The sequence below is a fragment of the Kitasatospora sp. NRRL B-11411 genome, from assembly GCF_000721345.1.
GTDB classification, from domain to species: domain Bacteria; phylum Actinomycetota; class Actinomycetes; order Streptomycetales; family Streptomycetaceae; genus Kitasatospora; species Kitasatospora cineracea.
The window spans coordinates 21,226-34,844 of sequence record NZ_JOGH01000039.1 but is presented as its reverse complement, the minus strand read 5'-3'; the positions used below and the strand labels follow the sequence as shown (position 1 = coordinate 34,844).

Here is a 13,619-nt window from a genome sequence, read left to right as displayed (position 1 = left end):
GGTAGGTCACCATGCTGTCGGCCAGCAGTCTGTTCCAGGAGATCCACGACGACGACCAGGCGTTCCGGCTGTTCTGCTCGATCGCCGCGAAGGGCGAGGACCAGGGCGGCTGGGAGAACGGCCGGATCGCCCGGCTGGTGCCCGACCCGGAGCTGGCGCCCAAGGTGGCCCGGCACGGCGCCGACGAGGACAAGCACGGCCGGATCTTCAAGGCGCTGATGCACAAGCGCGGCCTGACCGAGCGGGACGTCCCGGACGACACCGACTACACGATGATCCTGGAGCGGCAGGGCATCGGCCTGGCGCACACCCGGCTGCGCCGCGACGAGCCGCTGACCGAGCAGGACGTGATCACGTACCTGGCGCACAGCCGGGTCACCGAACAGCGGGCGTCCGAGCAGATGCTGATGCTGAAGCGGATCTTCGGTGACCACCCGGAGCTGGGCCGGGCGGTGCGGATGATCTCCAACGACGAGGACAACCACCTGGCGTTCTGCCACGAGGAGCTGCTGCGGCTGGCGTATCACGGGCACGGCCGGGCGATCCTGGACACCCTGCAGTCCACCGCCCGGGCCGAGATCCGCACCTACCGGGACGTCAGCCTGGCCGTGATGGCGCACCTCGGGGAGCTGCTGCGCTGGCCGCGGGCGAAGTCGGCGGCGCTGGCGGCGGGCATCCACGCGGTGTACGCGTACGAGCGGGCGGGCGGCTGGCGGCGGATGACCACGCTGAGGATGCCGACCCGGCTGAACGCGCTGGGCGGGCCCGCGCCGCACGAGCAGTTCGCCTGACCGCCCGGCGGCGGGCGGCGGGAGGCCGGTGTGCACACTGACCAGGTGACCTCCGAGATCTTCCCGCACAACGTCCAGCAGACCCTCGACCTGGTGGGCATCTTCGTGTTCGCGCTGTCCGGCGGCCTGATGGCGGTCCGCAAGAACATGGACATCTTCGGCATCTGCGTGCTGGCCGAGGCCACCGCGCTGGGCGGCGGCATCCTGCGGGACCTGGTGATCGGGGCGCTGCCGGTGGCCGCGTTCACCAGCTTCGGGTACTTCCCCACCCCGCTGGTTGCGGGAGTGGTGGTGTTCTTCCTGCACCCCGAGGTGGAGCGGATCACCCGGGCGGTGATGGTGCTGGACGCCGCGGGCCTGGGCCTGTTCTGCGTCACCGGCACCATCAAGGCGCACACCTACGGCCTGGGCGCGATCGCCTCGGTGGCCTGCGGCATGCTGACCGCCGCGGGCGGCGGCGTGATCCGCGACCTGCTGGCGATGGAGCCGCCCTCGCTGCTGCGCTGGGACCGCGAGATCTACGCCGTCCCGGCGCTGGTCGGCTCCGCCGTGGTGGCGGTGCTGATCGCGGCCGGGCAGCTGACCCCGCTGAACGCCGCGCTGGCCGCCGTGGTCGCGTTCACCATGCGGATGCTGGCGCTCAAGTACGGCTGGCGCGCACCTCGTGCTTGGCACCGCAACGGTTCTCGCACCAGCGAGGAGTAGGCGAGCCGCCGTACGCCAGCGAGATCGCCTCGACCGTGCAGAGCAGCTCCGGCAGCAGCTTGCTGAGCTCGGTCACCGAGGCGATCCGGACCGGGGCGGAGATCGAGCAGGCGGCGATCGCGGTGCCCTCGGTGCCGGCGATCGGGGCGGCGATGCAGTTCACCGACTCCTGGTACTCGGCCTGGTCCACCGCCCAGCCGCGGCGGCGCACCTCGGCCAGCTCGGCCCGGAACTCCTCCGGGCCGCGGATCGACTGCGGGGTGCGGGCCGGGAAGTCGGCGCCCTCCAGGAAGGCGGCGAGCTTCTCGGCGGGCAGGTCCGCGAGCAGCACCTTGCCCGCCGCGGTCGCCACCGCGGGCGCCCGCTTGCCGATCCGGCTGGCCTCGCCGAGCCAGCTGCGGCCGTGGTTTGGGTACTTGGCCTCGACCTTGTCGAGGTACAGCACCTCGTCCTCCTCCAGCACCGACAGGTGCACGGTGTGCCCGTAGCGCTCGTTCAGCACCGCCAGGTACGGGGCGGCGACCTGCCGGATGTCGATGCCCTCCAGCGCCTGGTGGGCGAGCGCGAACAGCCGGCCGCCGAGCCGGTAGCGCTGGTCGGACTGCCGGTGGACGAACCCGTGCTCCTGCAGGGTGCGCAGCAGCCGCAGCGCGGTGGACTTGTGCACCCCGATCTTCGCGGCGGCCTGCTCCAGCGACGCCGGGCCCTCGCCGAGCGACGCCAGGATGGTCAGCGCGCGGTCGACCGTCTGGGACACGGCCCCTCCCTCTCACATCGGCGTGGCCGGAAGGCTAACGGCGCGTTGCAGAGGGTGCAATGGCCAAATCGTGACTCTTCCGCCGCCTACACTGGTTCCCGCTATGGCATACCTCGACCACGCCGCCACCACCCCGATGCTGCCCGAGTCGGTCGCCGCGATGACGGCGCAGTTCGGCGTCGTCGGCAACGCCTCCTCGCTGCACGCCGCCGGACGGCGGGCCCGCAGAGTGGTCGAGGAGTCCCGGGAGTCGCTCGGCGAGTCGCTGGGCGCCCGCCCCAGCGAGATCGTGCTCACCGGCGGCGGCACCGAGTCCGACAACCTGGCGGTCAAGGGCCTGTACTGGGCCCGGCACGACGCCGATCCGGCCCGCCGCCGGGTGCTGAGCAGCCCGGTCGAGCACCACGCGGTGCTGGACGCGGTGCACTGGCTGGCCGAGCACGAGGGCGCCGAGGTCGAGTACCTGCCGGTGGACGCGCTCGGCCGGGTGCACCCCGAGGCGCTGCGCGAGGCGATCGAGCGGGATCCGGGGACGGTCGCGCTGGTCACCGTGATGTGGGCCAACAACGAGGTCGGCACCGTCCAGCCGATCCGCGAACTCGCGGCCGTCGCCGCCGAGTTCGACGTGCCGATGCACTCCGACGCGGTGCAGGCGCTCGGTCAGGTGCCGGTCTCCTTCGCCGACTCCGGGCTGACCGCGCTCACCGTCACCGGCCACAAGGTCGGCGGCCCGTACGGGGTCGGCGCGCTGCTGCTGGCCCGCTCCGCCAAGCCCGTCCCGCTGCTGCACGGCGGCGGCCAGGAGCGCGACGTGCGCTCCGGGACGCTGGACGTGCCCGGCGCGGCCGGGTTCGCGGTGGCCGCCGCGCTGGCCGTCGAGCGGCAGCCCGGGTACGCGGCCGCGGTCGGCGCGCTGCGCGACGAACTGCTCGCGGTGGTCCGCGCGGCCGCGCCCGACGCGGTGCTCAACGGCGACCCCGGCGCCGACGGGCGGCTGCCCGCCAACGCGCACTTCTCCTTCCCCGGCTGCGAGGGCGACGCGCTGCTGATGCTGCTGGACGCGGCGGGCGTGGAGTGCTCCACCGGCTCGGCCTGCTCGGCCGGCGTCCCGCAGCCCAGCCACGTGCTGCTGGCGATGGGCGTCGACCCGGAACTCGCCCGGGCCTCGCTGCGCTTCTCGCTCGGCCACACCTCCACCGCCGCCGACGTGGCGGCGCTGGCCGCCGCACTGCCCGGCGCGGTGGAGCGCGCCCGCCGGGCCGGGCTGGTGCGCGCCGCCCGCTGAGGCCGGGCTTTCCTCCCGGGCGGAACCTTCTGCTACCGGACGTATTCTGGGGGCATGGACGCCCCCCTGCCCGAGCGCACCGTCCGCGACCTCACCGGGATGCTGGTGCAGGCCGCGCACGCGATGAACACCCGGCTGTCGCTGGCCCTGGCCGAGATCGACAGCTCCCCGCGCAAGCACTGCGTGCTGGTGCACGCCCTGGAGGGCGGGCGCACCCAGTCGCAGCTGGCCGCGATCGCCGGGCTGGACAAGACCACCATGGTGGTCACCGCCGACGAGCTGGAGCGCGACGGCCTGGCCGAGCGCCACCCGTCCGCGACCGACCGGCGGGTGAAGGTCATCCACGTCACGCCCGCGGGCGCCGAGCTGGTCCGGCGCGGCGAGGTGATCGTCGACCGGGTGCACGGGGAGGCGCTGGGCGAGCTGTCGGCGGGGGAGCGGCAGGTGTTCGTGGACGCGCTGGACCGGCTGCAGCGGTCGGCGGAGCTCCCGGCGGCGGGCGAGGCCGACGGGGTGCGCAAGCCGCGGCGGGCCCGGCAGGGATAGCCGTCCCGTTCAGGATCGTCTACTACAAAACTATCTGCTACGGTCTCTCTTATCGGGGGAGCGCGCCCACGCGTCCCCACGGAGGGGAGAGACCATGCCCGAGAACTCGTCACGCACCCGCTGGCCGGCCCTCGCGGTGGTGTGCGCCGGAATGCTGATGGTGATCCTCGACGGATCGATCACCACCGTCGCGCTGCCCGCCATCCAGGCCGACCTGCACGTCGGACCGGCCGGACTCGCCTGGGTGGTGGACGCCTACGTGGTCGCCTTCGGCGGACTGCTGCTGCTCGCCGGACGCCTCGGCGACCTGCTCGGCCGCCGCCGGGTCTACCTCGCCGGGATCGCCGCCTTCACCGCCGCCTCCGTGCTCTGCGGCCTCGCCACCGGCCCCGCGACGCTGATCACCGCCCGCTTCCTGCAGGGCGTCGGCGGCGCGACGGCCTCCGCCGTCGGCCTCGGCATGGTGGTCGCGCTGTTCCCCGACCCCGCCGAGCGGGCCAAGGCGTTCGGCGTGGTCGGTTTCACCGGCGCCGCGGGCGCCTCGCTCGGCCAGGTGCTCGGCGGCGTCCTCACCGCGGGCCTCGGCTGGCACTGGATCTTCCTCATCAACCTGCCGATCGGCGCCGCCGCCGTCCTGGCCGGACGCCGCCTGCTGGCCGACGACCGCGGCCCCGGCCTCGGGGCCGGTGCCGACGCCCCCGGCGCCGCCCTGGTCACCGGCGGACTGATGCTCGGCGTCTACACCATCGTCGAGGGCGGCCCGGCCGGCTGGACCTCCGCCCGCACCCTCGCCACCGGCGCCGCAGCGCTCGTCCTGCTCGCCGCCTTCCTGCACCGGCAGGCCCGCGCCGCCACCCCGCTGCTGCCGCTGCGGATCCTCGCCCGGCGCACCACCGCCCTCGCCAACCTGGTCCAGATCCTCATGCTGGCCGCGCTGTTCGGCTTCCAGATCCTGCTCGCCCTGTACCTCCAGCAGGTCCAGCACTACAGCGCGCTGGCCACCGGCCTGGCCATGCTGCCCGCCGCCCTCACCATCGCCGCCGTCTCGCTGCTGCTCGCCGCCCGCACCATCGCCCGGCTCGGCGAACGCCGCACCCTGCTGCTCGGCCTGGCCCTGCTCACCGTCGGCATCGCCCTGCTCACCCGGCTCCCGGCCGGACCCCTCAACTACGCCGCCGACGTGCTGCCCACCCTGCTCGGCGCCGCCGGGTTCGGCCTCGCCGCCACCGCCCTCACCGCCCTCGGCATGGCCGACGCCCGCCCCGAGGACGCCGGACTGCTCTCCGGCCTGCTCAACACCACCCAGCAGGTCGGCGCCGCGCTCGGCGTCGCCGTCCTCACCGCGCTGGCCGCCGGACGCGGCACCGGCGGCTTCCACCTCGCCTTCGGCACCGGCGCCGCGCTGCTGCTCGCCGCGTTCCTGCTGGCCCTCGCGCTGCCCCGGCACCGGCCCGCCGCGCCGGCCGGGGAGCCCGCCGCCGAGCCGCCCGCCCTGGTCCACGGGTGACGGCCGGGGCGCCGCCCGCCCCCGTTACGCTTGGAGGCACCATGACTGACTTCCCCGGCGCCCCGACCACCCCGTCCACCGGCCGCCTGCGCGTGCTCGCCGCGATGTCCGGCGGCGTCGACTCCGCGGTCGCCGCCGCCCGGGCCGTCGAGGCCGGCCACGAGGTGACCGGCGTCCACCTGGCGCTCGCCAGCAACCCGCAGTCCTTCCGCACCGGCGCCCGCGGCTGCTGCACCCTGGAGGACTCCCGGGACGCCCGCCGCGCCGCCGACGTGATCGGCATCCCGTTCTACGTCTGGGACTTGGCCGAGCGCTTCCGCGAGGACGTGATCGAGGACTTCGTCGCCGAGTACGCCGCCGGACGCACCCCCAACCCGTGCCTGCGCTGCAACGAGAAGATCAAGTTCGCCGCGCTGCTCGACAAGGCGATCGCGCTCGGCTTCGACGCCGTCTGCACCGGCCACTACGCCCGGATCGTCGACCACGCCGACGGCACCCGCGAACTGCACCGCGCCGTCGACGCCGCCAAGGACCAGTCGTACGTCCTCGGCGTGCTCGACGCCGAACAGCTCGCCCACTCGCTGTTCCCGCTCGGCGACACCACCAAGGACGTCATCCGCGCGGAGGCCGAGCGGCGCGGCCTGGCCGTCGCCAAGAAGCCCGACAGCCACGACATCTGCTTCATCACCGACGGCGACACCCAGGGCTTCCTGGCCGAACGCCTCGGCACCGCCCCCGGCGACATCCTCGACGCCGACGGCACCAAGCTCGGCGAGCACGACGGCGCGTACGGCTTCACCATCGGCCAGCGCAAGGGCCTGCGGCTCGGCCGCCCCGCCGCCGACGGCAAGCCCCGCTACGTGCTCGACATCTCGCCGGTGAACAACACCGTCACCGTCGGCCCGGTCGAAGGACTCGACGTGCACGCCCTCACCGCCATCCGCCCCCGCTGGTGCGGGACCCCCGCCGTCGGCGAGGGCCGCTACACCGCCCAACTGCGGGCCCACGGCGAGGAGGTGCCGGTCACCGCCGTGCTGGGCGAGGACGAACTGCACGTCCGGCTCGACAGCCCCGCCCGCGGCATCGCCCCCGGCCAGGCCGTGGTGCTGTACGACGGCACCCGGGTGGTCGGCTCGGCGACCATCGCGAGCACCGAGCGGGCCGTGGGGGTCTAACACCCCAGTTCGGCGTCGGATTCGTCCAGGTGTGACAGCGGCGGCATCGTGACCGCCTCGCCGCGCAGGGCCCGGTGCAGGGTGTCGCGCAGCCGTTCGTCGTCCAGGACCGTCCGGTAGTCGCCGAGCCAGGACAGCCGGCGGTCCAGTGCGAGGACGTGTGCGACGGCGGCCCGGACCTCGGGGGATAGCGGGCCGCGCCGGGACAGGGCGGTGACGGCCCAGGTGCCGCGCAGGTACGGGGCGGGGCTCTCGTGGACCAGGCGGACCGGCGGAGTCCGGAGCAGCCCGCGCACCGCCGCCTCCAGGTCCGGCGGTGGTGCGGGGCCGTCGGCCGCGCCGTCCCAGGCCGCCAGCAGCCGGGCGCCCGGATGGTTCCACGGCCAGGCGTGCGACTCGCCCTCCCGGGCCCACTCCGCGACCTGCGGGCGCAGCACCGCCGCGTGCTCGTGCAGCGGGAGCAGCGCGTCGTACGGTTCGGGGCGGCGCGGGTCGCCGCGTACGAAGCCCCGGCCGTTCTCCCGCTCCACCGCCGTCAACTGCCGTACCAGGTCGGGCAGGACGCGCGGATCGCCGATCCGGGCCAGCGCCCAGCGCGCCTGGTCGGCGGTGGTGCCGTCGAGGAACTCGTCGCCGTCGGTGTCCGCCAGCCGGGCGTGCAGCGCGTCGGCGTACGGGGCGGCCGCGCGGCCCAGCACGGCGAGGAAGGCCGCCGCCCAGTGTCGGATCCGGGGGTCGGGCGAGGAGAGCAGCTCGCCGGCGGTGGCGGGCCAGAGCGGGCCGGTCGACGGGAGGTCCAGCAGCGGGTGCCACGCCGCCTCCAGCGCGGCCGCGCACAGCTCGGGCCGGTCGGCGTCCCGGGCGGCCCGGGCCAGCCGGACGGAGAGGTGCGCGGTGAGGCGTGGCGGCAGTGACCAGGCGATCGAGGCGACCTCCTGTCCCAACTCGGCCCGGTAGTCGTCGTCGGGCCGGTCCCACAGCCGCTCGACCGCCGCGGGCGCCGCCGGGTCGAGGACGGCCGCCACCCACTGGTCGGCCCAGCGCTCGGGTTCGGCGGCGTCCAGCGCGGTCAGCCCCCACAGCGCGGCCAGCCGGTGGGCGGCGGCGTCCGGGCCGTCGGCGCCGTGCAGGGTGTCGGTGAGCAGGGCGCGGGCCGCGTCGTTGGCCGGGTCGGCCACCGCGCCCAGGCGTTGCAACTGCCGTACCCGCAGCCAGGGTTCGGTCTCCGCCGGGATCCGGGCCAGCAGCGGTCGGGCCCGCTCGGCCAGGTGCACGGCGGTGTTCCGCACCTGCGGGTCCGGGTCGGCCAGCAGCGGTTCCAGGGTGGTGCGGTGCTCGCGCCAGGCGGCGGTCCAGCCGGGCGCGCGGCGCTCGGCGGCCTCCTGCCGGCCGACGTCGACCAGCAGCACCAGGAAGCCCAGCAGCTGCTCGCGATTCGGCAAGTCCGGTTCGCGGACCAGGGCGATCAGGAACGGCAGCGCGGCGGGCGCGGCCGGGTCCATGCCCGTGCGCCAGTGGTGCAGGGACGGGACGACCGGTTCGCCCCGGGCGGCCTGCCGCAGCTGCTCCAGCACCGGTTCGCGGGCCCACACCGTCAACTGCCGCCACGCCTCGTCCACCGTCGTCACGCGCGGCATGCTGGCAGGCCGGGGGCCCGGTGGGCCAAGGGTTTTCCGGGATGGGCCGGAGGGCCGCCGGGCGGGCGGGTCCGGCGACGTCGTCGAGTCGGTGTGGTCGGTCGCCGCCGCCCCGACGATCCTGATGCGGCTGCTGCTCCGAGCCGGAGCGGTTCGGCCGGGCCGGCCCGGTCACCGGTTCGACCGGTTCGGCCGGTTATCGGTTTGACCCGGGCGCGCCGGGCGGTGATAGGACTGGGAGCACTATGAACATCACGGTCTTCTGCTCCGCCAACTCCCTCGACGCCAAGTACACCGCCCCGGCGGCCGAGTTCGCCCGGCTGCTCGGTGAGGCCGGGCACACGCTGGTGTGGGGAGGGTCGCACGCGGGGCTGATGGGGCAGCTCGCGGACGGGGTCAAGGCCGCCGGCGGGCGGCTGGTGGGGATCTCGGTGGAGTTCCTGCGGCACAAGGCGTACGAGGGTGCGGACGAGCTGGTGACGATGCCCGACCTGCCGAGCCGGAAGGCCGAGCTGCTGGCCCACGGGGACGCGCTGGTGGTGCTGGTCGGCGGGGTAGGGACGCTGGACGAGATCACCGAGGTGCTGGAGCTGAAGAAGCACGGCATGCACGACAAGCCGGTGGTCGTCCTGGACAGCGAGGGCTTCTACACCGGCCTGCGCCTCCAGCTGGAGCGGATGGACGCCGAGGGCTTCCTGCCCCGTCCGCTCGCCGAGCTGGTGGCCTTCGCGCAGACCCCCGCCGAGGCCCTCGCCCACCTGTCCGCGCACCAGCCCCAGTAAGGAAGACCGTCGTGGGTGTCCACCTGATCACCGGAGCCGGCTCCGGCATCGGCGCCGCCGTCGCCGACAAGCTCACCGCCCGCGGCGAGGAGCTCTGGCTGCTCGTCCGCGACGCCCGCCGGGCCGCCCAGCTGCGCGAGCGGTACCCCGGGGCGAGGACCCTGGTCGGCGACCTGGACGATCCGGCCAAGCTGTCCTGGGCGTTCGGGCACCAGGCGCTCCCGGTCGAGCTCGACTCGCTGCTGCACGTCGCGGGCGTGGTCGAACTCGGCACCGTCGCGGAGACCCCGGTCAAGGCCTGGCAGCACCAGCTGAACGTCAACGCGGTCGCGCCCGCCGAGCTCACCCGGCTGCTGCTGCCCTCGCTGCGGCTGGCCCGCGGCCACGTGGTGTTCGTCAACTCCGGCGCCGGACTGCGGGCCGACCCGACCTGGGGCTCGTACGCGGCCAGCAAGTTCGCGGTGCGCGCGCTGGCGGACGCGCTGCGGCAGGAGGAGCACGCCAACGGCGTCCGGGTGACCAGCGTCTACCCGGGCCGGACGGCCACCCCGATGCAGCAGAAGGTCCACCAGCAGGAGGGCGCCGCGTACGACCCGGAGCGCTGGATCGCGCCGGAGTCGGTCGCCACCGCCGTCCTCACCGCGATCGACCTGCCGCGGGACGCCGAGATCACCGAGATCACCGTCCGGCCGGGCAAGTAGCCGGGACGCCGAGGGGCGCGGGCCGTTTCCCGCGCCCCGCGCGCGCCTCGTAGGCTCTCCCCCGTGACTGACGTGGACGTTTTCGCGGAGCTGGCCGGCGCGGCGACCGGGGTCGGGTCGATGCCCGGCACGGACGTGCGGGAGATGGCCCGCGGCGTGATGGCCGAGCTGGAGCAGCTGCCGCACCTGCCCGAACTGCCCGCGCGCGGGCCGGGCGCCGACATGATCGGGCGCGGCGCCGGGCTGCTGACCGAGCTGTTCGTGCAGACCGAGCCCAGCGGGTGGCGCTTCACCGACCGCCCCGGACGGGACACCAAGCGGGCGGTGTCCTGGCTCGGCGAGGACCTGGACGCGCTGGAGGAGTACACCCAGGGCTACGCCGGGCCGCTCAAGGTGCAGGCGGTCGGGCCGTGGACGCTGGCCGGCTCGATCGAGCTCCGGCACGGCGAGAAGGCGCTCAGCGACCCCGGCGCCTGCCGCGACATCGCGGGCTCGCTCACCGAGGGCCTGCGCCGCCACCTCGCCGACGTCCGCCGCCGGGTCCCCGGCGCCACCGTCGTCCTGCAGCTCGACGAGCCGCTGCTGCCCGCGGTGCTGGCCGGGTCGGTGAAGACCGCCAGCGGCTTCCAGCGGCTGCGCGCGGTCGACCGCCAACTCGCCGAGCAGGCGCTGCGCGAGCTGATCGGCGGCCTGGACGCGCCCGTCCTGGTGCACAGTTGCGCGCCCGGGGTGCCGATCCCGCTGCTGCGCCGGGCCGGGGCCGCCGGGATCAACCTGGACTTCGGCCTGCTGACGGAGCGTGACGACGACGACCTGGGCGAGGCGGTCGAGGGCGGCACCCTGCTGCTCGCCGGTGTGGTGCCGTCCACTGACGCCACACCCGCCGAATCAAAAGCGGTGTCGGACCCGGCCGGTAGTGTCCAGGGTGTCAGGACGTTGTGGCGCAGGCTGGGGCTGGCCCCCGAACTGCTGGGCCGCCGAGTGGTGGTGACGCCGACGTGCGGGTTGGCGGGGGCGTCCCCGGCGTACGCGCGACGGGCACTGGCCGTGGCGGTCCGGGCCGCCCGGAGCCTGGTGGACGACCCGGAGTGACGAGCGAGGAGGACGGCGCGGTGGCGGCTGTGGAGGGCTGGGAGGAGATCCCGGCGGAGGTGCGGACGCGGCACGCCGAGCTGGCGACCGAGATCGAGGAGCACCGGGCCCGGTACTACGACCAGGACGCCCCGGTCATCAGCGACGCCGAGTTCGACGTCCTGATGCGGGAGTTGGAGGCGCTGGAGGCCGCGCACCCGGCGCTGGTGACGCCCGACTCGCCGAGCCAGAAGGTCGGCGGCGGGTCGACCGGGCAGTTCGCCCCGGTGGTGCACCGGGAGCGGCTGCTCAGCCTGGACAACGCGATGGACGACGAGGAGCTGGCCGCCTGGGCCGAGCGGGTCGCCACCGAACTGTCCGGCATCGACTACCACTACCTGTGCGAGCTGAAGGTCGACGGCCTGGCCGTCAACCTGACGTACGAGCGCGGCGAGCTGGTGCTGGCCGCCACCCGCGGCACCGGCGTGGTCGGCGACGACATCACCGCCAACGTCCGCACCATCGCGGGCATCCCGCACCGGCTGCACGGCGAGGACGTCCCGGAACTGGTCGAGATCCGCGGCGAGGTGTACTTCCCCACCGAGGAGTTCGACGCGCTGAACGCCTCCTTCGCCGAGGAGAACGAGCGCCGCCGGCAGGAGAACGAGGAGCGCGCCAAGGAGGGCAAGCGGCCCCGGGCGATGATCCGGCTGTTCATGAACCCGCGCAACGCCGCCGCCGGTTCGCTGCGCCAGAAGGACCCGCACGTCACCGCGTCCCGCCCGCTGCGGATGGTGGTGCACGGCATCGGCGCCCGGGTCGGCTTCGACATCGACTGCCAGTCGCACGCCTACCGGCTGCTGCACGACTGGGGCCTGCCCACCGCCAAGCACAACGAGGTGGTCGGCAGCCTGGAGGAGGTGCGGGCGTTCATCAAGCGCTTCGGCGAGCAGCGGCACTCCGTCGAGCACGAGATCGACGGCGTGGTGGTCAAGGTCGACGAGATCGCCCTGCAGGGCCGGCTCGGCTCCACCTCCAAGTCGCCGCGCTGGGCGATCGCCTGGAAGTACCCGCCGGAGGAGGTCACCGGCAAGCTCGCCGAGATCAAGATCGGCATCGGCCGCACCGGCCGGGCCACCCCGTACGCGGTGCTGGCCGCGCCGGTGAAGGTGGCCGGCTCGATGGTGCAGTACGCCACCCTGCACAACCAGCAGGTGGTCAAGGCCAAGGACGTGCTGCTCGGCGACACCGTGGTGCTGCGCAAGGCCGGCGACGTGATCCCGGAGATCCTCGGCCCGGTCTACGACCTGCGCGACGGCAGCGAGCGGGAGTTCGTGATGCCCGCGCAGTGCCCGGAGTGCGGCAGCGACCTGCGCCCGATGTCCGAGGGCGACATCGACCTGCGCTGCCCCAACGCCCAGCACTGCCCGGCCCAGGTCCGCGAGCGGATCGCCTTCCTCGGCGGCCGCCAGTGCCTGGACGTCGAGGGCCTCGGCTACGTCGCCGCCACCGCGCTCACCCAGCCGCTGGAGCCCGCCGACCCGCCGGTCGGCGACGAGGGCGACATCTTCGGCCTCACCGAGGAGCAGCTGCTGCCGATCAAGGTCCTGGTGCGCGACCCGAAGACCGGCATGCCCAAGCCGGACGACAAGACCGGCCTGGAAAAGAAAGTTTCCTTCTTCGCCACCACCTCCGGCGCGCCGAAGAAGAACACCGGCGTCCTGCTGGAGAACCTGGCCGCCGCCAAGGACCGCCCGCTGTGGCGCTTCCTGAACGGCCTGTCGATCCGGCACGTCGGCCCGGTCGCCGCCCAGGCGCTGGCCCGCGAGTTCCGCGACCTGGACCGGATCTTCGCCGCCGACGAGACCGAACTGGCCGCCGTCGAGGGCGTCGGGCCGACCATCGCCCGCGCCGTCAAGGAGTGGCACGCCGAGGACTGGCACCGGGAGATCCTCCGCAAGTGGCGGGAGGCCGGCGTCGTCTTCACCGAGCAGGGCGCCGAGGAGCAGGGCGAACGCCCGCTGGAGGGCCTGACCGTGGTGGTCACCGGCACCCTCGCCGGGCACACCCGGGACGGCGCCAAGGAGGCGCTGACCTCGCGCGGAGCCAAGGTCACCGGCTCGGTCTCGAAGAAGACGCACTTCGTGGTGGTCGGCGACAACCCCGGCTCCAAGTACGACAAGGCGGTCCAACTGGGCGTCCCGGTCCTGGACGACGCGGGCTTCGCCGTCCTGCTGGAGCAGGGCGCGGACGCCGCCCGGGCGCACCTCGGGCTCGAACCCGCGGACGCGCCGGCGGCCGCCGGCGGCGATCCGGACGGAGCCGGCGCGGTGGGGGAGAATGCCGGAGAAGACACGGCGGAGAAGGTTTCCTGACGGGTCGTTATCGTCCTGATGCCGCGTCAGCCGGGTGTTCGAGAAGGAAATCGGGCATTGTGTCACTGAACAACGCGCGGATATGACGTTGCGCTCAGAGGTGGCCCGAAAGTGCGCCCAGGCGGTGCACCCCGGCTTACCCTGGGCGCTACGAACTGTCAGCAGGAGTGTGTGGCGCCGGCCTTCCCGCCGGAGCCCCGGGGACACGCCCTCGTCTGACGTCCACCGGCACCTCTGAGGAGAGGGGTGCCTCACCGTGAGGCGGCCCCGCCGGGGGGTGGGCCCGA

Annotated in this window: 12 protein-coding genes; 10 read left to right on the top strand and 2 right to left on the bottom strand. The window is 74.3% G+C overall.

Features of this window, described 5'->3' with window-relative positions; genetic code table 11:
• The first annotated feature begins 11 nt into the window (after positions 1-11).
• Complete coding sequence (locus IH44_RS0119255; protein WP_030460854.1) at positions 12-791, top strand: hypothetical protein; 780 nt, start codon at positions 12-14, stop codon at positions 789-791.
• 45 nt (positions 792-836) lie between these two features.
• Positions 837-1,496 (top strand): trimeric intracellular cation channel family protein, encoded by a 660-nt coding sequence (locus IH44_RS0119250; RefSeq protein WP_030460853.1) that lies wholly within the window; start codon positions 837-839, stop codon positions 1,494-1,496.
• Here IH44_RS0119250 and IH44_RS0119245 read toward each other — a convergent pair.
• Positions 1,432-2,253: an IclR family transcriptional regulator gene (locus IH44_RS0119245; RefSeq protein WP_030460852.1), complete on the bottom strand. Its 822-nt coding sequence runs from the start codon at positions 2,251-2,253 to the stop codon at positions 1,432-1,434. The genes IH44_RS0119250 and IH44_RS0119245 overlap by 65 nt on opposite strands.
• A 103-nt stretch (positions 2,254-2,356) precedes the next feature.
• Between IH44_RS0119245 and IH44_RS0119240 the strand changes: the two genes are divergently transcribed.
• The 4 genes from IH44_RS0119240 (at position 2,357) to mnmA (ending at position 6,766) form a co-directional block, all read left to right on the top strand.
• Positions 2,357-3,538 (top strand): cysteine desulfurase family protein, encoded by a 1,182-nt coding sequence (locus tag IH44_RS0119240; protein WP_030460851.1) that lies wholly within the window; start codon positions 2,357-2,359, stop codon positions 3,536-3,538.
• A 54-nt stretch (positions 3,539-3,592) separates the two neighbouring features.
• Entirely contained in the window at positions 3,593-4,084 is a 492-nt protein-coding gene (locus tag IH44_RS0119235; protein WP_030460850.1) for a MarR family winged helix-turn-helix transcriptional regulator, read from the top strand.
• 94 nt (positions 4,085-4,178) lie between these two features.
• Positions 4,179-5,591 carry an MFS transporter gene (locus IH44_RS0119230; RefSeq protein ID WP_030460849.1) on the top strand — a complete coding sequence of 471 codons (1,413 nt, stop codon included), beginning with the start codon at positions 4,179-4,181 and terminating at the stop codon, positions 5,589-5,591.
• 41 nt (positions 5,592-5,632) lie between these two features.
• Positions 5,633-6,766, top strand: a complete 1,134-nt coding sequence (gene mnmA, locus IH44_RS0119225; RefSeq protein ID WP_030460848.1) for a tRNA 2-thiouridine(34) synthase MnmA — start codon at positions 5,633-5,635, stop codon at positions 6,764-6,766.
• Here mnmA and IH44_RS0119220 read toward each other — a convergent pair.
• Complete coding sequence (locus IH44_RS0119220) at positions 6,763-8,394, bottom strand: hypothetical protein (protein WP_157852393.1); 1,632 nt, start codon at positions 8,392-8,394, stop codon at positions 6,763-6,765. The genes mnmA and IH44_RS0119220 overlap by 4 nt on opposite strands.
• A 254-nt stretch (positions 8,395-8,648) precedes the next feature.
• Between IH44_RS0119220 and IH44_RS0119215 the strand changes: the two genes are divergently transcribed.
• From IH44_RS0119215 to ligA, 4 genes are all read left to right on the top strand, one after another.
• Positions 8,649-9,185, top strand: coding sequence for a TIGR00730 family Rossman fold protein (locus IH44_RS0119215; protein WP_030460846.1), 537 nt, complete (start codon positions 8,649-8,651; stop codon positions 9,183-9,185).
• 11 nt (positions 9,186-9,196) lie between these two features.
• Positions 9,197-9,886, top strand: coding sequence for an SDR family oxidoreductase (locus tag IH44_RS0119210; protein ID WP_030460845.1), 690 nt, complete (start codon positions 9,197-9,199; stop codon positions 9,884-9,886).
• Positions 9,887-10,006: 120 nt separating this feature from the next.
• Positions 10,007-10,978: a methionine synthase gene (locus IH44_RS0119205; protein WP_051817069.1), complete on the top strand. Its 972-nt coding sequence runs from the start codon at positions 10,007-10,009 to the stop codon at positions 10,976-10,978.
• Positions 10,975-13,332 carry an NAD-dependent DNA ligase LigA gene (ligA, locus tag IH44_RS0119200; protein WP_232795010.1) on the top strand — a complete coding sequence of 786 codons (2,358 nt, stop codon included), beginning with the start codon at positions 10,975-10,977 and terminating at the stop codon, positions 13,330-13,332. Before IH44_RS0119205 ends, ligA begins: the two co-directional genes overlap by 4 nt.
• Positions 13,333-13,619: the final 287 nt, after the last annotated feature.

What these genes read in the sequence shown, in the direction of transcription:
- IH44_RS0119255 (WP_030460854.1), top strand. Translation starts at nt 12, where the DNA reads ATGCTGTCGGCCAGCAGTCTGTTCCAGGAGATCCACGACGACGACCAG.
- IH44_RS0119240 (WP_030460851.1), top strand. Translation starts at nt 2,357, where the DNA reads ATGGCATACCTCGACCACGCCGCCACCACCCCGATGCTGCCCGAGTCG.
- IH44_RS0119235 (WP_030460850.1), top strand. Translation starts at nt 3,593, where the DNA reads ATGGACGCCCCCCTGCCCGAGCGCACCGTCCGCGACCTCACCGGGATG.
- IH44_RS0119230 (WP_030460849.1), top strand. Translation starts at nt 4,179, where the DNA reads ATGCCCGAGAACTCGTCACGCACCCGCTGGCCGGCCCTCGCGGTGGTG.
- mnmA (WP_030460848.1), top strand. Translation starts at nt 5,633, where the DNA reads ATGACTGACTTCCCCGGCGCCCCGACCACCCCGTCCACCGGCCGCCTG.
- IH44_RS0119215 (WP_030460846.1), top strand. Translation starts at nt 8,649, where the DNA reads ATGAACATCACGGTCTTCTGCTCCGCCAACTCCCTCGACGCCAAGTAC.
- IH44_RS0119205 (WP_051817069.1), top strand. Translation starts at nt 10,007, where the DNA reads ATGCCCGGCACGGACGTGCGGGAGATGGCCCGCGGCGTGATGGCCGAG.